Source organism: Pseudomonas sp. NFACC56-3, from assembly GCF_900100025.1.
GTDB lineage: Bacteria > Pseudomonadota > Gammaproteobacteria > Pseudomonadales > Pseudomonadaceae > Aquipseudomonas > Aquipseudomonas fluorescens_AA.
Window position 1 is genome coordinate 79,388 of the sequence record NZ_FMTK01000016.1, and the last position, 20,289, is coordinate 99,676.

19 protein-coding genes are annotated in these 20,289 nt (G+C 61.7%); 8 read left to right on the plus strand and 11 right to left on the minus strand.

All coding sequences use genetic code 11. The features are described 5' to 3' along the window. The first annotated feature begins 66 nt into the window (after positions 1–66). From BLO80_RS20280 to BLO80_RS20300, 5 genes are all read left to right on the plus strand, one after another. Positions 67–351 (plus strand): hypothetical protein, encoded by a 285-nt coding sequence (locus BLO80_RS20280; RefSeq protein ID WP_092333441.1) that lies wholly within the window; start codon positions 67–69, stop codon positions 349–351. 80 nt (positions 352–431) lie between these two features. After that, entirely contained in the window at positions 432–596 is a 165-nt protein-coding gene (locus BLO80_RS20285) for a DUF1328 domain-containing protein (RefSeq protein WP_003177151.1), read from the plus strand. A gap of 2 nt (positions 597–598) precedes the next feature. Next, positions 599–1,063: an inhibitor of vertebrate lysozyme family protein gene (locus tag BLO80_RS20290; protein ID WP_092333439.1), complete on the plus strand. Its 465-nt coding sequence runs from the start codon at positions 599–601 to the stop codon at positions 1,061–1,063. A gap of 703 nt (positions 1,064–1,766) precedes the next feature. Next, entirely contained in the window at positions 1,767–3,098 is a 1,332-nt protein-coding gene (gene gltP / locus BLO80_RS20295) for a glutamate/aspartate:proton symporter GltP (RefSeq protein ID WP_092333437.1), read from the plus strand. A gap of 272 nt (positions 3,099–3,370) precedes the next feature. Continuing rightward, entirely contained in the window at positions 3,371–4,600 is a 1,230-nt protein-coding gene (locus BLO80_RS20300) for a nucleoside recognition domain-containing protein (RefSeq protein WP_072407729.1), read from the plus strand. Between the two features lie 5 nt (positions 4,601–4,605). On the opposite strand, the gene BLO80_RS20305 is transcribed toward BLO80_RS20300, so the two are convergent. The 10 genes from BLO80_RS20305 to BLO80_RS20350 form a co-directional block, all read right to left on the minus strand. Further along, positions 4,606–5,238 (minus strand): ABC-type transport auxiliary lipoprotein family protein, encoded by a 633-nt coding sequence (locus tag BLO80_RS20305; RefSeq protein WP_092333435.1) that lies wholly within the window; start codon positions 5,236–5,238, stop codon positions 4,606–4,608. After that, the gene (locus tag BLO80_RS20310; protein WP_092333433.1) at positions 5,235–6,173 is read right to left on the minus strand and encodes an MlaD family protein; all 939 of its coding nucleotides are present in this window, start codon (positions 6,171–6,173) and stop codon (positions 5,235–5,237) included. The genes BLO80_RS20305 and BLO80_RS20310 overlap by 4 nt, the downstream gene beginning before the upstream one ends. Before the next feature lies 1 nt (position 6,174). Further along, positions 6,175–6,981: an ABC transporter ATP-binding protein gene (locus BLO80_RS20315; RefSeq protein ID WP_092256950.1), complete on the minus strand. Its 807-nt coding sequence runs from the start codon at positions 6,979–6,981 to the stop codon at positions 6,175–6,177. Further along, positions 6,975–8,123, minus strand: a complete 1,149-nt coding sequence (locus BLO80_RS20320; RefSeq protein WP_092333431.1) for an ABC transporter permease — start codon at positions 8,121–8,123, stop codon at positions 6,975–6,977. The genes BLO80_RS20315 and BLO80_RS20320 overlap by 7 nt, the downstream gene beginning before the upstream one ends. Positions 8,124–8,175: 52 nt before the next feature. Continuing rightward, positions 8,176–9,201: a DUF5924 family protein gene (locus BLO80_RS20325; RefSeq protein WP_092333429.1), complete on the minus strand. Its 1,026-nt coding sequence runs from the start codon at positions 9,199–9,201 to the stop codon at positions 8,176–8,178. Positions 9,202–9,336: 135 nt separating this feature from the next. After that, positions 9,337–10,728: a M16 family metallopeptidase gene (locus BLO80_RS20330; RefSeq protein ID WP_092333427.1), complete on the minus strand. Its 1,392-nt coding sequence runs from the start codon at positions 10,726–10,728 to the stop codon at positions 9,337–9,339. Positions 10,729–10,913: 185 nt separating this feature from the next. Beyond that, positions 10,914–12,572 carry a Na/Pi cotransporter family protein gene (locus tag BLO80_RS20335; RefSeq protein WP_092333425.1) on the minus strand — a complete coding sequence of 553 codons (1,659 nt, stop codon included), beginning with the start codon at positions 12,570–12,572 and terminating at the stop codon, positions 10,914–10,916. A gap of 357 nt (positions 12,573–12,929) precedes the next feature. Continuing rightward, the gene (locus BLO80_RS20340; RefSeq protein ID WP_092333423.1) at positions 12,930–13,697 is read right to left on the minus strand and encodes a TerC family protein; all 768 of its coding nucleotides are present in this window, start codon (positions 13,695–13,697) and stop codon (positions 12,930–12,932) included. Between the two features lie 75 nt (positions 13,698–13,772). After that, positions 13,773–15,080, minus strand: coding sequence for a CitMHS family transporter (locus tag BLO80_RS20345; RefSeq protein ID WP_092167797.1), 1,308 nt, complete (start codon positions 15,078–15,080; stop codon positions 13,773–13,775). Between the two features lie 450 nt (positions 15,081–15,530). Then, positions 15,531–15,869: a DOPA 4,5-dioxygenase family protein gene (locus tag BLO80_RS20350; protein WP_092333421.1), complete on the minus strand. Its 339-nt coding sequence runs from the start codon at positions 15,867–15,869 to the stop codon at positions 15,531–15,533. 84 nt (positions 15,870–15,953) lie between these two features. On the opposite strand from BLO80_RS20350, the gene BLO80_RS20355 reads away from it, so the two are divergent. After that, entirely contained in the window at positions 15,954–16,613 is a 660-nt protein-coding gene (locus BLO80_RS20355) for an NAD(P)-dependent oxidoreductase (RefSeq protein ID WP_092200055.1), read from the plus strand. Positions 16,614–16,697: 84 nt separating this feature from the next. On the opposite strand, the gene BLO80_RS20360 is transcribed toward BLO80_RS20355, so the two are convergent. Further along, complete coding sequence (locus tag BLO80_RS20360; protein ID WP_092333419.1) at positions 16,698–17,648, minus strand: choline sulfate utilization transcriptional regulator; 951 nt, start codon at positions 17,646–17,648, stop codon at positions 16,698–16,700. A gap of 114 nt (positions 17,649–17,762) precedes the next feature. Between BLO80_RS20360 and betC the strand changes: the two genes are divergently transcribed. Together betC and choX are read left to right on the plus strand one after the other, a co-directional pair. After that, positions 17,763–19,277, plus strand: coding sequence for a choline-sulfatase (gene betC, locus BLO80_RS20365; RefSeq protein ID WP_092333417.1), 1,515 nt, complete (start codon positions 17,763–17,765; stop codon positions 19,275–19,277). 15 nt (positions 19,278–19,292) lie between these two features. Then, the gene (choX, locus tag BLO80_RS20370) at positions 19,293–20,213 is read left to right on the plus strand and encodes a choline ABC transporter substrate-binding protein (protein WP_092333415.1); all 921 of its coding nucleotides are present in this window, start codon (positions 19,293–19,295) and stop codon (positions 20,211–20,213) included. Positions 20,214–20,289: the final 76 nt, after the last annotated feature.

Here is a 20,289-nt window from a genome sequence, read left to right on the forward strand (position 1 = left end):
TTTGGTCAACGTGGCGTAAGAGCGCCTCAACCAGATCACCACACCCGGGTGGGGAGGAATTTCAGGATGAATCGTCAATGTGCCGTGCAGTTTCGACTCTCTTCCTTGAACGTCCAGCAGGGCTTATGGGCTGCCTTGGCATTGCTGGTCACGCTCGTGATTGGCCAGCAATGGTTGCTCTGGCATGAACGTCAACAGCCAGAAGCGCCCCAGGTGTCCGTTTACCGTGCCCCACAAACCCATTTCAGCGCCGTCAGCGTCGCAGAAGCTTCCGCTTCGATGCGCATGATGGATGTCGATCAGGCTCAGCCAGTGACCGATATGCCGCGTGAAGAGCGTTGGGTGTTTTAACTCGAGGTACCGGTCGTCCACTGTGCCGGAACCATCACCGCGAGACCCTCACTAAATAGAAAAGCGTAAGGAGAATCACCATGTTGAGCTGGGCAATTACTTTCCTGATCATTGCCATCATCGCCGCCGTACTGGGCTTCGGTGGTATCGCAGGCACCGCCACGGGCATCGCCAAGATTCTCTTTGTCGTGTTTCTGGTGATGTTCATCGCTTCCTTCTTCTTTGGCCGTCGCGGTCGAGGCTGACCATGAGCGTTTCAATCAAAGGACTGGCCGCCGCCCTGTTGTTGGGCGGCAGTGCCGTGGCAATGGCTGCCAATGACGGACAGATGCGCGCCAACCAGTTGCTGGAGGCGGACCCGCAATACCGCGAGACTTGGCAGCACGTCGTCAAAAAAGAAGAACGCCTGCCCGAATGGGTGATGAACCTGTCAGGCGATTCGGAACAGATGAATGCTGTCGAGGAGGACGGCGACAAGTACTTGGTGGGGCCGCTGTGCGAAACCCAGGCCACGTGTCGCAGCAAGCGCCTGATCGTCGCCTTCAGTTTCGACAAGGACGAGGCCTATGCCATGTTGGTGGAGGTCCCTGCCGGACTGCCGGCCGACAAGTCGCCGACCCGTCATGCCGACTACCGGTTTCTCGGTGATCCCGATGAAGGTATGCAGAAACTGTTAATGGAACAACTCAAGAAAGATCCGAACTGGTACTGATTCTGAAAACGAGAAAAGCAGCCCTGCTTTTCTCTGCTGCACAGCCCGAGGAGGGCCGGTGCATGACCAGGGGGCCGGGATGCTCTGACGGATGAGCGTCGGAGTGACCTACGGGCACAAGGGGTGCCTGCGAAAGGGCCGGGTCAGGTAAAAGCTGTGACGCAAGTTCGCAAAGCCCTCACGGCTTGGCGAACTTGCGTAGAGCTTCGTATCACACCATGCATGGGCCAGAGCGGTTGCTCGATTCTGGCGTCGCAAGCAGGCCGCGATGCGGCATTTTGTCTCCTTCCGCCAATTTATTACCCTTTCCCTGACCGTATATCGGAGAATACCGAGACGATTTCACTCGTGGGTCGCGTCTCGACCCGTTGTCGTTTCATCGCCTCCTCATGCCTGGAAGAAAAAGCCCGGCTACGCTGAAACGGCCGGCTCACGGCACTTATGCCTGCAAAAATGTCGCATTCGAACCGCTCGTAATACGGGTTTCATTTGGAAATTCTCATGCCGATTCGGCATAGGGTAGGCGTTTACGGCATTAGACGAGCCCCCCTGGCATCGCAATAGTTGCGCCTTTTTTCGCCTGCCAGTAAGCCGCTCATGCGCTCGGGGTGACCTTATACGGGGGCAGTGGCGCGAATGTCTTTTCGCCAGCGACGAGCCGTTCGCGCCACTGCCCGAGTCCAACTGAAGTAAGGGTAACGATATGAAGAAGGCACGACTAAGCCTCGCCTGGCAGATCCTCATCGGTCTGGTGCTCGGGATTGCATTGGGCGCGCTGCTCAACCATTTCAGTGCCGAAAAGGCCTGGTGGATCAGCAATGTGCTGCAACCGGCGGGCGACATCTTTATCCGTCTGATCAAGATGATCGTGATCCCGATCGTGATTTCCTCGCTGATCGTCGGCATTGCCGGGGTCGGCGACGCGAAGAAACTCGGGCGTATCGGCCTCAAGACCATTCTCTACTTCGAAATCGTCACCACCATCGCCATCGTCGTCGGCCTGTTGCTGGCCAATTTCTTCCAGCCGGGCAGCGGCATCGACATGAGCACCCTGGGCACGGTGGATATTTCCAAGTACCAGGCCACCGCTGCTGAAGTCCAGCATGAGCATGCGTTCATCCAGACCATTCTCAACCTGATCCCGTCGAACATCTTTGCCGCGGTCGCTCGTGGCGAGATGCTGCCGATCATCTTCTTCTCCGTATTGTTCGGCCTGGGCCTGTCCAGCCTGCAATCGGACCTGCGCGAACCGCTGGTGAAAATGTTCCAGGGCGTGTCGGAAAGCATGTTCAAGGTCACCCACATGATCATGCAATACGCGCCAATCGGTGTGTTCGCCCTGATCGCGGTGACGGTCGCCAACTTCGGCTTCGCATCCCTGTTGCCGCTGGCGAAACTGGTGATCCTGGTTTACGTCGCCATCGCCTTCTTCGCCTTCGTGGTGCTGGGCCTGATCGCCCGCCTGTTCGGGTTCTCGGTGCTCAAGCTGATGCGCATCTTCAAGGATGAGCTGGTGCTGGCCTACTCCACCGCCAGCTCCGAAACCGTGCTGCCGCGGGTGATCGAGAAGATGGAAGCCTACGGCGCTCCGAAAGCCATCTGCAGTTTCGTGGTGCCCACCGGTTATTCGTTCAACCTCGACGGCTCGACCCTGTACCAGAGCATCGCGGCGATTTTCATCGCCCAGCTGTACGGCATCGACCTGTCCATCAGCCAACAATTGCTGTTGGTGCTGACCCTGATGGTCACCTCCAAGGGTATTGCCGGCGTACCGGGCGTGTCCTTCGTGGTCCTGCTGGCTACCTTGGGCAGCGTGGGCATTCCCCTGGAAGGCCTGGCCTTCATCGCCGGTGTCGACCGCATCATGGACATGGCCCGTACCGCGCTGAACGTCATCGGCAACGCCCTGGCGGTGCTGGTCATCGCCCGCTGGGAAGGCATGTACGACGATGCCAAGGGCCAGCGCTACTGGAACTCCCTGCCGCACTGGCGCAGCAAGGAGCCGCTGCCGGCGGGAGAAATCTCCAGCCGCTGATGCGCACCCCCTCTGTGGGAGCGAGCTTGCTCGCGATTGCGGAGTGTCAGCCAACATCCATGCTGACTGATCCGACGCCATCGCGAGCAAGCTCGCTCCCACAGGAATTTTTGTCAGGCGCAAAGATTCTGAACAACCCTGGCTCCCACAGTATCTGCCCTAGGAGATTTGGTAGTCCCTGCGCAGTGACTATCAAACCCCGGAGAAATCCGGGGTTTGTCGTTTCTGCCAGCCCCGCTATCATTCGCCGCATCTTCCGGGGGGGTTAACCGATGCTCAATGGCCTGTGGCTTGGCTTCTTTATCGTGGCAGCCGTGTCGGCGCTGGCGCAGTGGCTGATTGGCGGCAACGCCGGGATCTTCGCGGCCATGGTGGAAAGTATTTTCGCCATGGCCAAGCTGTCGGTGGAGGTCATGGTCCTGCTGTTCGGCACCCTGACCCTCTGGCTGGGCTTCCTGCGCATCGCCGAAAAGGCCGGCATCGTCGACTGGCTGGCCAAGGCCCTCGGCCCGCTGTTCTTGCGCTTGATGCCGGAAGTGCCGGCCGGGCATCCGGCGATCGGCCTGATCACCCTCAACTTCGCCGCCAACGGCCTGGGGCTGGACAATGCGGCCACCCCCATCGGCCTCAAGGCCATGCGTGCCCTGCAAGACCTCAACCCGAGCCCGACCATCGCCAGCAATGCGCAGATTCTGTTCCTGGTGCTCAACGCCTCGTCGCTGACGTTGCTGCCGGTGACCATCTTCATGTACCGCGCCCAGCAAGGCGCGCCGGACCCGACCCTGGTGTTCCTGCCAATCCTGATCGCTACCAGCGGCTCGACCCTGATGGGGTTGTTGTCCGTGGCATTCATGCAGCGCCTGCGCCTCTGGGACCCGGTGGTGCTGGCCTACCTGATCCCGGGGGCGCTGGCGCTGGGCGGCTTCATGGCGTTGCTGGCGACGCTCTCGGCCACGGCCCTGGCGGGGTTGTCATCGATCCTGGGCAACCTGACCCTGTTTGGCCTGATCATCCTGTTCCTGGTGGTGGGCGCGCTGCGCAAGGTCAAGGTGTACGAGGCCTTCATCGAAGGCGCGAAAGAAGGGTTCGACGTTGCCAAGAACCTGCTGCCGTACCTGGTGGCGATGCTCTGCGCCGTCGGCGTGCTGCGGGCATCGGGGGCGCTGGATTTCGGCCTGGACGGCATCCGCCACCTGGTGCAATGGGCCGGCTGGGATACGCGATTCGTCGATGCCTTGCCGACGGCCATGGTCAAGCCGTTCTCCGGCAGCGCCGCCCGGGCGATGCTGATCGAGACCATGAAGACCTCCGGCGTGGACAGCTTCCCGGCTTTGGTGGCGGCGACTATCCAGGGCAGCACCGAGACCACGTTCTACGTGTTGGCGGTGTACTTCGGCGCAGTGGGCATCCAGCGGGCGCGCCACGCCGTGGGTTGCGCGCTGTTGGCCGAACTGGCGGGCGTCCTGTCGGCGATCGGGGTCTGCTACTGGTTCTTTGGCTGAGGCCGTCAGGGGGTCGGCGTTGCGAAACGCTGGCCCTGCTCCAATGTCCAGTTCACCACCTCGGCGGTCAGCCGGTCACTGGCCCGGCCAAAGCCGTCCACCACCGCCGGCACCTTCACATCGTTCAATGGCTGGCGCACTTCGAAACGGCGGCTGGCCAGGATGCGCTGGTCGAACCCTCGCACCAGCAACGCGTCCAGGCGAACCACCACGCTGGCGGCGCTGCCCTGGTACTCGGTCTGGAACGCCTGCAATTGCCCGCCCAGCTCCAGGTCTGCCTGCAGGTTGCTGTCAGCGACACTCAACAGCCGGACCCGCCCGTCCTGGGCAAAGCCGTCGAGCAGGCGGTTGCGCACCAATACCGGGGCAGGGTCGCTCCAGCGCGAGGCGGCGTAGCTGCTGAACAGGTTGCCTTGGGGAATGACCGCGATTTTCGGGCTGTTGAGCACTTCGCTGGCCTGCGGGCTGGCCAGGCGCAACGACCAGCTCACCGGCGTGCCGGCGGAGGCCGGTGCCTGGGCGGCGGGCAAGCGATAGATGTCCGAGGGCTCGGCCTTGGGCAGGATCGAACAACCGGCCAACAGGATAAACCCCGCCAGCACCAGGCCCGGACAGACGAATCGATGGAACGGTTTCATGGCGTGAATTCCTTGTCCTTGTCATTGCCCAGCAAATAGCCGCTGGGGTTGGCATCCAGGCGTCGGGATATACCGCGCAGGGCACTCAGGGTTTCCCGCAGCTCGCGCACGGCTGGCGCCAGGGCATTGAGGCCCTGCATGCCGTTGTTCAGCGAATCGCGGTTGTCGTTCAGCAGTTTGTCGAGGGTCGCCGTGCTGCGGGCCAGAGAATCCATGGCCTGGCCGGCACTGCCGAAGGCCTGTTTGCCCTGGTCGTTGAGCAGCCCATTGGCATTGCGCATCAACGCCGTGGTCTGCTCCAGCGTGGCGCTGGCCTGTTTGCCGACGGAGGCCAATTGCTGCATGGCCTGGCGAATATCGCCACGCTGATCGGCGATGACCCCGGTGGTTTGCTCCAGATGATCGAGGGTATTGCTCAGGCGCTGGACGTTGTCCGAGGAAAACACCTCATTGGCGTTGTGCAGCAGCAGGTTGATGCTGGTCATCAAGTCATCGCTGTTGTTCAACAGGCGGGCGATCGGCGAGGGCGCGGCGATGATCACCGGCGGTTCGCCGTCGTGCCCGGTCAATGGCGGGCTCTGGGGCGTGCCGCCGCTGAGCTGGATGATCGAGGTGCCGGTGATGCCGGTCAGCGCCAGCTTGGCCTGGGTGTCCTGCTTGATCGGGGTCTCACCGCTCAAGCGCACCCGCGCCAGCACCCGGCGCGGGTCGTTCGGGTCCAGGCGCAGGTTCACCACGTCGCCGACCTTGATGCCGCTGTATTCCACCGAGCTGCCCCTGGACAAGCCGCTGACGGCCTCGTTGAACACCACTTCGTAATCCTTGAACTCGCTGTCCACGCTGGACTTGGCCAGCCAGAGGCCGAACAGCAGGGCGCTGATCACCACAATGACGGTGAACAGGCCGATCAGCACATGATGGGCTCGGGTTTCCATGTCAAACCTCGTTGGACTGTGTAGCGGCGGATAAAGCCGCGCGGCCGCGAGGGCCATGAAAGTATTCATGAATCCAGGCGTCGTCGGTTTCCGACACCTTGTCGATGACATCGGCTACCAGCACTTTTTTCTGCGCCAGCACCGCCACCCGGTCGGTAATGGTGTAGAGGGTGTCCAGGTCATGGGTGACCAGGAACACGCTCAGGCCCAGGGCGTCGCGCAGCGTCAGGATCAACTGGTCGAACGCCGCCGCGCCGATGGGGTCGAGGCCGGCGGTGGGTTCGTCGAGAAACAGGATGTCCGGGTCCAGGGCCAGCGCACGGGCGAGGGCGGCGCGTTTGATCATGCCGCCGGACAGCGAGGCGGGGTATTTGTCCGCGGCCGAGAGCGGCAGCCCGGCCAGGGCGAGTTTCACCGCCGCCAGGTGTTCGGCATCGGCCCGACTGAGGCCGGCGTGCTCGATCAGGGGCAGGGCGACGTTTTCTGTCACGGTCAGGGACGAAAACAGCGCGCCTTTCTGGAACAGCACGCCAAAGCGCCGTTCCACCCGCGAACGCTGCTCCTGGGACAGGCTCGGCAAGTCCTGACCGAACACCCGCACCGAACCCTCGCTGGGCTGGTTCAGGCCGACGATGCTGCGCAGCAGCACCGACTTGCCACTGCCGGAGCCACCCACCACGGCGAGGATCTCGCCCTTGTAGACGTCCAGGTCGAGGTTTTCATGCACGCTCTGGCGGCCAAAGCGATTGCACAGGCCGCGCACCTGGATCACCGCCTCGGCGGGCGGTCGGGAAGCCGGACTCACCATTGCATCTCCATGAAAAACAGCGCGGCCACGGCATCCAGCACAATCACCACGAAAATCGACTGCACCACGCTGGAGGTGGTGTGGGCCCCGACCGATTCGGCGCTGCCGCTGACCTTGAAGCCTTCCAGGCAGCCCACGGCAGCGATCAGGAAGGCGAAGATCGGCGCCTTGACCATCCCCACCACGAAGTGCTGCACACCGATGTCCGATTGCAGCAGTGACAGGAACATGGCCGGGGAGATGCCCAGCGACAGCGCACACACGACACCGCCGCCAATGATGCCCGAGAGCATGGCCACGAACGTCAGCATGGGCAGCGCCACCAGCAGGGCCAGCACTCGCGGCACCACCAGCAGCTCGACGGGGTCGAGGCCAAGGGTGCGGATCGCGTCGATTTCTTCGTTGGCTTTCATCGAGCCGATCTGCGCGGTGAACGCGCTGGCGGTGCGGCCCGCCATGAGGATCGCCGTCAGCAACACGCCGAATTCGCGCAGGAACGAGAACGCCACCAGGTCCACGGTAAAGATACTGGCGCCGAAATCCGCCAGCACCGTCGCCCCGAGAAAGGCCACCACCGCGCCCACCAGGAACGTCAGCAAGGCCACGATGGGCGCCGCGTCCAGGCCGGTCTGCTCGATGTGCACGACCATTGGCGTAATGCGCCAGCGCCGCGGGTGAAACAGCCCGCGGGCCAGGGTTTCCAGGATCAGTCCGACGAAACCGAGCAATTGCAGGGTGTCCTGCCAGACCTTCTCCACGGCGCGACCGATGCGCGTCAGCAACTGGGTCACGACGCTGACTTTCGGTTCTTTGTCCGGTACGCAGAAATCCGTCAGCGAGCAGTACACCGTCTGCAACAACGCGCGCTCGGCTGCCGGCAAACTGCAGTCCGGGTGTTCGGTGGTCTTGCCCAGCCGTTCGGAGCCCAGCAGTTCCACCAGTAACGAGGCCCCTGCGGTGTCGAGGGCACCGAGGCCGTTGAGGTCGATCCGGGTGTTTTCGTCGTACCGGCCGCGCAGCGATTCGCCCAGGCGCTTGAGCTGGGGGTAATGGGCCAGCGTCCAGTCGCCGCTGATCCACAGCTGCGCCGGCGAGCCGGACGTGTCGAGTCGGGCACTGCCCATGTGGGGGCTGGGGGTCATAAGTTCCATGCTCGTTCGGCTTGAACAGCGCTACCTGATAGCACAATCGCCATTATTTTGCTTCGGGTGCAGCGGCGCTCACGTTGAAACGCAGCACACCGATCATCTGGCCATTTTCCGTCAGCACCCGCACCTGCCATTTGCCTGTCGGGTCGTCCGGGAAATTCTGTTTGTGCGTCCAGGCGCGATAGCCTTCCTTGCGCCCGCCATGGATGTCCAGGGCGATACGATCCACTTCCTTACCGTTGAACTGCCAGACGTGATAGATCCGCTCGTCGAGCCCGCGTGGCGCGTTGATCGCGGTATAGGCGTACAGGCCGTTGCCGCGGATCTGGGCGGCGCTGACTTCCTTGAGGCTGGCACCGGGGGTGCGGTCTTCCAGTTGGGTGCTGATCGCCACCTCGGTCATCCACAATGTCGCTGGCGGCACCCAGGAGCGCAGCACCCAGCCGGCGGCGCCAATCCCGACGGTGATACACAAAATGGCCACGGCGTTGCGCACGGTGCGGATCGGAAAGATCGAGGCCAGGCTCGGGAACGACAGCAGCATGGCAATGCCCAGGGCCAGCTTGAAGCTCTGGTCGGTGGTCAGGTGCAGGATGACCGGCAACGCGGTGAGCAGGGCGGCGAACAGCGTCAGTGTGTGCAACGCCAGGAACGCCCAGCGCCGCGGTGCGAGCCATTTGTAGTACAGCGGATCGGTGATCGAGATCAGCGCCGCGATGCTCAGCAGGCCGGTGAAAATCAGTTGGCTGCTGTTCCAGGTGGTGGTGATGAAGAAAAACGGCAGGACGAAAAACAGGCTTTCCTGGTGAATCATCTGCGTGGCGTAGCGCAACAGCGGCTGGGGGATCTCTCGTTTGAAAATCCGCGTGAACAGCCGGGTCATGCTGTTCTCGACCATCAGCCAGAGCCAGCTCACCAGCATCATGACGGCAATCCAGGTCGCCAGGCCCTGCTGGCGGTCCACCAGCATGAAACTGCCGACCCCGGAGATGAAACCACCGAGCGCAATGACCCCTGGATAGCGCTTCATCAATTCAAGGATGCGCTGGATATACACCGTCAGGTTTTGCATTCGGTAGTTTCACAGTAAGTCGTGGGAAATATCCCTGACAGAGTATCGCCAGGACATCGATGTGACGAGCACTCTTGTGGTGAGGGATTTTTCTGTGGGAGCAAGGCTTGCCCGCGACGGACGCGATGCGGTCTTTCAGTCTTCGTTCGGTCGGGCCCGCCGGCGTACCTGCCACATCACCAACCCGAGCAGCAACAACCCCAGCAAGCCGCCCAGCCCCCAGACGAGCTCATCGTCACTGAGCAACGGCTTCTCGATGCGCAGGTAACCCGGGTCCTTGAGCAGTTCACGCAGGGCCACGTTGGCCTGTTCCAGGCTCACCTCCTGCAGGCGCACGGCCGGGTTGGCGAAGCGTCCGTCTTCGTAATCGCCCAAGGCGCCCCAGTAGTAATCGGCCAGTGCGCTGTTACCTTGAACCGCCCAGGACTGATGGGCGATGGCCGCACGTTTGATGCGCACGAAACTGGCGGGGTCCAGGCCATCCTTGAGCAAGGTCTGGCGCAATTCTTCCAGCGCCTGTTCGGCTTCGGGCAGGTCTTCGCGGGACAGGTCGGCATTCAGGCTGAAGAAGCCGACGCCGCCGAACACTTCGCGCTCGGTCCACGGCCCGTAGGACAGGCCGCGGGCCAGGCGCAGCTGGCGATAAAGTGCCCAATCCAGGTAGTCCTTGAGCAGGTCGAAGGTTTCGTCATGCTGCTCGTCCAGCACCGGTTCCGGGAACAGCCAGTGGAGCTTGGCACTGTCTCCGGCCAGGCCGCGGATCAGGTTGCGCTTGGTGACCGCCTTGTAGCGGATCTGCGGCAGCGCCTCGTGGGCACTGGGCTCCACCGGCTCGAGTTCGCCAAAGGCGCGTTCCAGGTAGGCGGGCAGCAGTCGGTCGAGATCCCCGACCACGATCAGCGTCATGTTGTTCGGCGCATACCAGGTCTTGCGCACTTGTTCGAGGCGGGCGAGGGTATGGCGCTGGACCTCGGCCCGTTCCGCGCAGCGCAGGCCCAACTCGACTGCCAGTTGGTTGCTGGCCTTGTGGCCCAAGTCCTGGTGATCGAGCCAGCGTTGCAGGCGAGTGTAGTGACCACCGTCCTCGCGCTCCACCACCCGCTTGGCCGCCTCCAGGGCTTTTTCATCGATACGGGTGCGGGTCAACAGCGTCAGCAGCAGGTCCAGCACCTTGCGTTGATTGCGCGCCGGCGCCTCGATGACGAACGTGGTGTCGGCGTTGCTGGTGAAGGCATTCCACTCGCCGCCCAAGGCCTGCATGCGCTCTTCCAGGCCACCTTCGCCACTGTCGTCGACGCCGCTGAACAGCAGGTGTTCGAGCAGGTGCGGCAGTTCCTTGTCGGCGCAACTGAAGTCGTCCAGGCCCACGCCGACCACCAGCCGGATCGCCACATGCCCGCGCTCGGTGCCGGGCTTGAGCATCAGCTGCATGCCGTTGGGCAGCGTATAGCCTTCGACCTGGAACCGGTCCAGGGCAACCACGGGCAGTGAGCCGAGCAAAAGAAAGGCGAGCAACAGACAACGCATAAGGGCTTCCTGGCGGCTGGGTGGAGGTCCATGGTGCCGGGCAGGCCGTCATCGGCGGATCGCGCCCGGAGTTGGCTCGCTCCCCCTATCGAATCTATGCAGTATTCATGACAACGGGAGCAGGCGGGCCGCTGAACGGTTTCAGGCCCGAGCCATTGTTACTGACTGACCAATGCGCCAGTTGTTCAAGGCGAATGGGTAATGTCGCTAATTTCATCCGCCGCCAGCGCACCGATCTCGGCCGTCTCCAGCACCACATAGGCGCTGCCGCAAAACAGCGAATTGAGGCGCCTCATGTCGGCAATCAGCTCCAGGTGCAGGGAACTGGTCTCCAGGCTTTGGACGACTTTGCGTTGCAGGCGGCTGACATGGGCATGGGCCATACGCCGTTCCTGCGCCCGAAAACGACGTTTTTCACGCAGCAATTGACGGGCGCTTTCCCGGTCGGCGCTGAGGAATACCGACAGCCCCAGCCGCAGGTTGGCGATCAAGTGGCTATGCAGCCCCGCCAACTCTTCCAGGCCCACATCGGAAAAGGAGCGGCGCTGCGAGGTCTTCTGTTGCTGGACTTTGCGCAACATGCGCTCGATCAGGTCGCTGGCCAGCTTCAGGTTGATCGCCAGTTCGATGATCTCGGCCCAGCGGCGGCTGTCCTGTTCGCTGAGGTCTTCACGGGGCATTTGCGCCATGTACAACTTGATTGCACTGCACAGTGCCTCGACGTCATCGCTCATGCGCCGTACTTCCTGGGTCACCGCGGTTTGCTGGCCGCGCAGCACGTCCAGCATGGCTTCGAGCATGTTTTCGATCAGGTCGCCAATGCGCAGGGTTTCACGGGCCGCGTTGGCCAGCGCCAGGCTCGGGGTGGCGAGGGCCGTGGGGTCGAGGTGGCGGGGCTTGGCCGTACCGTTGGTCTCGGGCCGTTCCGGCAGCAGCCAGGTACAGAGCCTGGCCATCGGGGCGACGCTGGGCAGCAGCAGCAGGCACCGCACGGTGTTGTAGAGCAGATGGAAACCGATCACCGTTTCCTGGGGGCTGAAATCCAGGCTGTCGAGCCAGCCCACCAGCGGATCGAGCACCGGAATGATCAACAACAGCCCGATCAGCTTGTACAGCAGGCTGCCCAGCGCCACCTGGCGTCCGGCGGTGTTCTGCATGCTGGTGCTGAGGAACGCCAATACGCCGCTGCCGATGTTGGCGCCGATCACCAGGCCGATGGCCACCGGCAGGCTGATCACCGCGGCACCGGCCAGCGTCGCGGTCAGCAGCACGGCGGCCAGGCTGGAATAGGAAATCATCGCGAACAGCGCACCGACCAGCGCATCGAGCAGGATGTCGCCGGTCAGCGAGGCGAAGATCACTTTCACGCCTTGGGCATGGGTGATGGGCGCGGCGGCTTCGACAATCAATTGCAGGGCCAGGATGATCAAGCCCAGGCCGATGCTGACCCGGCCCATTTGCCCGACGCGGGTCTGTTTGCGCGAGAGGAAAAAAATCACCCCGAGGAAAATCAGCAGCGGCGACAGCCACGACAGGTCCAGGGTCAGTACCCGTGCCATCAGCGCGGTGCCGACATCGGCGCCCAGCATGGTCGCCAGGGCCGGCGTCAGCGCCATCAGGCCCTGGCCGACGAACGAGGTGACGAGCATGGCCGTGGCGTTACTGCTTTGGACCATGGCCGTGACCATGATCCCTGCGATAAACGCCAGCCAGCGCCGGGACATGTTCTGCCCAATGACATGGCGCAGGTTCGAGCCGTAGACCCGCAAGATGCCGGTACGCACGATATGCGTGCCCCAGATCAGCAGGGCCACGGCGGAGAGCAAATTCAGCAGGGTCAGCATGAGAGGCCCCCTGTTAGCGTTCCAAAGGAACAAATTGACGATGCCACATGCTTCTTTCTTGTACTTAAGCTGTAGTTGGCGAATGGTTCGGGCGCCAGCATTGCACAGCTAAAGAATCGTTTGAAACAAAACTGTCATAAAAAACACCCCGACGATCTTGAAGCCTCCTATCGATCAGGCAAGCGCGGACTTGTGGGAGCGGGCTTGCTCGCGAATGCATTCTGTCAGGCGACACAGGATTGACTGTTCTGGCCTCTTCGCGAGCAAGCCCGCTCCCACAGGTCATGCACTAGGCCACTTTCATACCAGCATGAAAAAGGGGCTCCAAAGAGCCCCTTCATTCATTGCCCCGTGCCGTTACTGACCCGGTACGTCCTTGCGCAGTTTCACCGGATCCTGCTGCTTGCGCTTGCGTGCGATCGCGGTGCGCATCTTGATGTTGACCGCTTCCACCGCCAGGGAGAACGCCATGGCGAAATAGACGTAGCCTTTTGGCACGTGCACGTCGAACGACTCGGCGATCAGCACGGTACCGACCACCAGCAGGAACGACAGCGCCAGCATCTTCAGCGACGGGTGTTTGTCGATGAACGTGCTGATGGTGCCCGAAGCCAGCATCATCACCAGTACGGCAACGACGATGGCGGCAACCATCACCGGTACATGGGAGACCATGCCGACCGCGGTAATGACCGAGTCCAGGGAGAACACGATGTCGATGATCGCGATCTGGATGATGGTGTAGATGAAATTGCCGCCCTTGCCCGAAGGCTCGTCGTTGCTTTCATCTTCGCCTTCCAGCGCGTGGTACATCTCCTGGGAGCTTTTCCACAGCAGGAACAGGCCACCGAAGAACAGGATCAGGTCGCGACCGGAGATGCCCTGGCCGAACACTTCGAACAAATCCGCCGTCAGGCGCATGACCCAGGTGATGGACAGCAGCAACAGGATCCGCGTGATCATGGCCAGCGCCAGGCCGAAGATCCGGGTGCGCGCCTGCATGTGCTTGGGCATGCGGCTGACCAGGATCGAGATCATGATGATGTTGTCGATACCCAGGACGATTTCCAGGGCGGTCAAGGTAAAGAAGGCAACCCAGATTTCCGGGTTGGTCAGCCATTCCATGTGAGTTCCTTTGAGCGAGTGTTAGGCCGAGCCGCGCCTTCTTGTCAGACAGGCACGGCAGAGCGAGCGTTGCTTTTATAGAGTGCTGAACAGCGGAAAAATCCCCATCAGCAAGGCGGCGAACATTATGCACAGGCAAACCAGTACTGCCCACTTCAAGGTGAAGCGCTGGTGATCGCCGAACTCGATCCCGGCCAAGGCTACCAGCAGGTAGGTCGACGGAACCAGTGGGCTCAACAGGTGGACGGGCTGGCCGACGATGGAGGCACGGGCCATTTCGACGGCGGTGATGCCGTAATGGCTGGCGGCTTCGGCCAAAACCGGTAACACCCCGTAATAAAATGCATCGTTAGACATGAAGAAGGTGAAGGGCATGCTCACCAGCGCAGTGATGACCGCCAGGTAAGGACCGAGGAACTCGGGAATGACCGCCAGCAAGCTCTTGGACATGGCATCGACCATGCCGGTACCGGACAGGATGCCGGTGAAGATCCCCGCCGCGAAAATCAGCCCGACCACTGCCAGCACACTGCCGGCGTGGGCCGCGACACGGTCTTTCTGCTGTTGCAGGCACGGGTAGTTGACGATCATCGCGATACTGAAGGCCACCATGAACAGCACCGGCAGCGGCAACAGGCCGGCGATCAGGGTGCACATCAGGGCCAGGGTCAGCGCGCCGTTGAACCAGATCAGCTTCGGACGACGGGCATCCGGGAATTGGGACACGCTGATTTCGCTGTGGTCGATCTCGTCGCCGGCCAGGTGCAGTTCACCCAGGCGTGCGCGCTCGCGTTTGCCGTACATGTAGGCGATCGCCAGGATCGCCACGACACCGGCCAGCATCGCCGGAATCATCGGCACGAAGATGTCGGACGGGTCCACATGCAGCGCACTGGCCGCCCGGGCTGTCGGGCCGCCCCACGGGGTCATGTTCATCACGCCGCCGGCAAGGATGATCAGGCCGGCCATGATGCGTGGGCTCATGCCGATGCGGCTGTAGAGCGGCAGCATCGCGGCCACGCAGATCATGTAAGTGGTCGCGCCGTCACCATCGAGGGAAACGACGAGCGCCAGAACGGCGGTACCGACCGAAACTTTCAACGGGTCGCCCTTGACCAGCTTGAGGATCTTGCGCACGGCCGGGTCGAACAGGCCGGAGTCGATCATCAGGGCAAAATACAGAATCGCGAACATCAGCATCACCCCGGTCGGGGCGAGTTTGGTGATGCCTTCGAGCATCATCGGGCCGATCTTCGGCGCGAAGCCACCGAACAGGGCGAACAGGATCGGGATGATGATCAGGGCGATCAGCGCGGACAGGCGCTTGGTCATGATCAGGAACATGAACGTGATGACCATGGCGAAGCCAAGGAAAGTCAGCATGGGGAATACTCCAGGCGTAGCGCGGCTATGAAAGGCGAACCGGACAGGTCAGCGCGAAATGCAAAGCACGAGGGGGACGGATGGAGTGGGTGCGACGGGACGGGTAGCAGCGGACATCAGAATCACCATTGTTGTTGTTAAAAGGGCCGAACGAGCCTTGAACGCTCGCTTTTGGCCGACCGGTCTTTTGCCGGAAGTGCGGTGATCCTAATCGCGCTAGCTTTCAGCAAGCTTTCGCAGGGTAAATGGGCGACGAGCCGCAGATGATGACCTATTTAAGCAGCACTCCTGTGGCGAGGGGATTTATCCCCGCTGGCGCGCGAAGCGGCCCTGAAACCCGTCATCCTGCAATATCTGGAGAGTGCATTCTGTCCCTTTGGGCCTGCTGCGCAGTCCAGCGGGGATAAATCCCCTCGCCACAGAACCCTGTCTCTGGTCTAAACAAAGCAATCAGGTGCTTGCTTTAAGCGCTGAAAGATTCAACGGCCGCACCGCGCCCATCCAGATCGCATGCTCGGTGTGGTCCGTCAGGTCATCGCCGGTCTCCGGGTGCAGGAAAATCACCAAACCCTTGCGATTCAGCGCCAGCCACGGCAGGACCACGCCGATGTACTGTGGATCGAACGCCAACTGACAACTCCAGTCCGGGTGCGGGCCGACCGGACGTTGATGGATACGGCCCATTTTCAGCGGGAACAGCCGCGCCGCTTCCTCGCACAGGGTCCGCGCTTGGTCGAGGGTGCTGGCGTCGAAATACACATGGGCGTGGTAGCCCTTGATCTGCTGCATCTGTACTCCTTGGAAAAGAGGCCGAACCCTCGCCGTTTGCTGCGGGTCAGAGCCTTTACATGCGCGTTAAAGAGGAAAACAGCCATGAAAAACGCTGAAACCCCGGTCATCAAAGTGGTGCTCTATGGTGCCATGAGCAGCCTCGGCAGTGCGTTGATGGCTGAAATGTTGCGGCGCCAGCATGAGGTCATTGCCATTCTCGACGATCTTACCGCCCTGGCTCCACGCCCGGGCCTGCGGACCAAGACCGGTGATCTTTTCGATCCGGAGCGTGTCAAGCAAAGCGTTGCCGGCGCCAGCGCCGTGGTGTGTCTGTTGAACGCGCCAGGGTTGCCGATGAATAGCGAACAAGTGGAGCGCACCTTGATTCCCGGCCCGGTGGAGCAAGTCCTGGCGGTGGATGCCCTGATCGCCGGCATGCAGGCGGTGAACGTGCCCCGGTTGTTCCTGATCGGCGACTTCGCCGTGCTCGACGAAGAGCAGGCCGACGACGATTTGCAGCGCCATGCCGCCGAAGAAGTGCTCGACGCCCTCAAGAACAGCACCTTGCAATGGACCTTGGTCAACGCCCCTTACGCTGCGCCAGGCCTGGGCATCGAGCATTTCAGCCAGGTCAGCACCAGCCTGGAACCCGGCATGGCCGAATCCCTGGAGCGGCTCAACCGCGTGGCGGTCGGCATCGCTGACGAACTGCACTTGAACCTGCATGTGGGCGAGCATGTCAGCTTTGTCGCCGCCCACTAGCTGTCGACATCCACATCCGTGGCGAGGGAGCTTGCTCCCGCTAGGCTGTGAAGCAGCCCCAAAAACATGGCGCTCGCCACGGCCTCAAACCGCAATCGAAGGCAACGGCAACCCCGTGAGCGATTCAGCACTGTTGGCCTGTTCTTCCATCAGCCAATCGACGAATTGCCTGATCAGCACACCGCGCCGTTTACGCTGGGGCAAGACCACGTAATACCCCAGCCGCGACAGCACTGTTTCGGCGATCGGACGACACAGCAGCCCCTGGGCCAATAAGTTATCCACAAGGTGCCGCCAACCGATGGCGACGCCTTGGCCGCCAATCGCCGCCTGGATGAGGAGCGTGTAGTTGTCGAAGCGCAATTGTCCGGGGGCGGGCGGCGAGGTGATGCCCAGCTCGCGGAATACGCCGCTCCAGTCGAACCAGCTGTTGCTGTTGCCCGCCCGCAGGTGCAGCAATGGAAATTCCGCCAGGGTCTGGGGGGGCAAGGGCAGGGGACGTTCCTTGAGCAGCAGCGGGCTGCACACCGGAAAGACTTCTTCGCTGAACAGCCAACGACTTTCACCTTGTTTGAAGCGACCGTCGCCGAACAGCACAGCAACGTCGATATCGGTCCGCAGCATGTTGTGGTTGCGTTCGCTGGTCACCAGGCTCACGTCCACCTGGGGGTTGGCGGCGTGAAAGCGATGCAGGCGCGGCATCAACCAGTAAGCGGCGAAGGCGAAGTCCGTGGCGACCTGCAGCACCTCATGCTGGTGTTGGGCGGTGATCGCGCTCAGCCCGGCATCGATGCTTTGCAAACCGGCCTGCACCTGCTCGAACAGGATCGTCCCGGCCTCGGTCAGTTCGATGCCGCGGTAGATCCGGTCGAACAGCCGTGTACCTAGCTGTTCTTCCAGGCGCTTGATCTGCTGGCTGATGGCCGGTTGCGTGGTGCCCAGCTCAATCGCCGCCGCCGTGAAGCTTTGTTGGCGGGCCGCGGCTTCAAAGGCACGGAACAGTTCCAAGGACAGGTTACCCAGGGCGTCATACATAAGCTGTGCTTATCCTAGTCATTATCCTGCATGGGCTTTACCCCAAAACCCGGGGGCTACATGCTCGATCGCAGCAATATCGCATAACTGTCTACTATGGAATGCCGCGAATACATGAAGCGCAAGAACATTCTTTTCATCATGGCCGATCAAATGGCCGCGCCAATGTTGCCGATCTACGGTCCTTCGCCGATCAAGCTGCCGAACCTGTCGCGCCTGGCCGCCGAGGGCGTGGTGTTCGACGCCGCCTATTGCAACAGCCCGCTGTGTGCGCCGTCGCGTTTCACGTTGGTGAGCGGCCAGTTGCCCAGCAAGATCGGCGCCTACGACAATGCGGCGGATTTTCCTGCGGACGTGCCGACCTACGCCCATTATCTGCGTCGCCTCGGCTATCGCACGGCGTTGTCCGGCAAGATGCACTTTTGCGGTCCCGACCAACTGCACGGCTACGAAGAGCGCCTGACCAGCGACATTTACCCGGCCGACTATGGCTGGGCAGTGAACTGGGACGAGCCGGACGTGCGGCCGAGCTGGTACCACAACATGTCGTCGGTGTTGCAGGCCGGCCCTTGCGTGCGCACCAACCAGCTGGATTTCGATGAAGAAGTGGTGTTCAAGGCCCAACAGTACCTGTTCGACCACATCCGCGAAGACGGCGACCAGCCGTTCTGCCTCACCGTGTCGATGACCCACCCACACGACCCGTACACGATTCCCAAGGCGTTCTGGGATTTGTATGACGACAACGACATTCCGTTGCCGCAGACGCCGGCGCAAACGGACCTCGATCCACATTCCCAGCGGCTGCTGAAGGTCTATGACCTGTGGGACAAGCCACTGCCTGTGGATAAAATCCGTGATGCCCGCCGCGCCTATTTCGGCGCGTGCAGCTACATCGACAGCAACGTCGGCAAGCTGCTGCAAACCCTGGAAGATACCGGTCTGCTGGACGACACGATCATCGTCTTCTCCGGCGATCATGGAGACATGCTCGGCGAAAAAGGCCTATGGTACAAAATGCACTGGTTCGAAATGGCTGCCCGCGTACCGTTGCTCATCAGCGCACCGGGGCAGTTCGCCAGCGGCCGGGTGGGTGCGGCGGTGTCCACCGCCGACCTGCTGCCGACCCTGGTGGAGCTGGCCGGCGGTACATTGGAACCCGGCTTGCCACTGGATGGCCGTTCGCTGGTGCCGCATCTGCAAGGGCAGGACGGGCATGACGAAGTCTTCGGTGAATACATGGCCGAAGGCACCATCAGCCCGTTGATGATGATCCGTCGTGGCCCGTGGAAATTCATCTACAGCGAAGATGACCCGTGCCTGCTGTTCGACGTGCGCAACGATCCCAAGGAGCTGGAAGATCTCAGCCAATCTACCGAGCATCAAACCCTGTTCGCCGATTTTCTCGCCGAGGCGCGCGCCAAGTGGGATATTCCGGTTATTCACCAACAGGTGCTCGCCAGCCAGCGCCGCCGCCGTTTTGTCGCCCAGGCGCTGACCCTGGGCAAACTCAAGAGCTGGGACCACCAGCCGCTGGTGGACGCCAGCCAGCAGTACATGCGTAACCACATCGATCTCGACGATCTGGAGCGCAAGGCCCGTTATCCACAACCCTGCCAAAACCAATAACGTAAGGGGAAGCACATGCAAAAGTTATCCACAGTACTGGCCGCTGGGCTGTTGGCGTTGAGCAGTGTTTCGGCGTGGGCCGAGCAGAGCTGCGAGACCGTGAAAATGGCTGACCCTGGCTGGAGTGACATCGCCGCGACCAACGCCATCACCGGTTTCCTGTTGGATGGCATGGGTTACAAGGCCAAGGTCGACACCCTCGCGGTGCCGATCACCTTCGGTGGCCTCAAGGACGGCCAGGTGGATGTGTTCCTGGGTAACTGGATGCCGGCGCAGCAGGGCTTCTATGACAAATTCGTGGCCACGGGCGATGTCACGCAACTGGCCAAGAACCTCGACGGCACCGAATTCACCCTGGCGGTCCCGGACTACGTCTGGGACGCCGGTGTGCATAACTTTGCCGATCTGAACAAATTCGCCGACAAGTTCGAGAAGAAGATCTACGGCATCGGCTCCGGCGCCCCGGCCAACCTCTCCCTGAAAGAAATCATCAAGACCAATGATTTTGGCATGGGCGAGTGGAAACTGGTGGAGTCCAGCGAGCAGGCGATGCTGGCGGAAGTCTCCCGGGCGGTGAAGAAACAGAAGTTCGTGACCTTCCTGGGCTGGACGCCGCACCCGATGAACGTGCAATTGAAAATGCACTACCTCAAGGGCGGCGAGAAATACTTCGGCGACACCGGCAGCGTCTACACCTTGACCCGCAAGGGTTATGCACAGGCCTGCCCGAACGTTGGCAAGCTGTTGACCAACCTGAGTTTCACCCAGGAAATGGAGAACAGCATCATGGCCGAGGTGGTGAACAACAAAGTCAGCAACGCCGATGCGGCCAAGGCCTGGATCAAGGCCAACCCGGCGGTGCTGGACAAGTGGCTGGACGGCGTGAAGACCCTGGATGGCAAGGATGCGTTGGCGGCGGTGAAGGCCAAGCTCTAGGCATAATGGCGAGTGGCTTTTGTGGCGAGGGAGCTTGCTCCCGCTGGACTGCGCAGCGGTCCCAATTTTTTTGCGG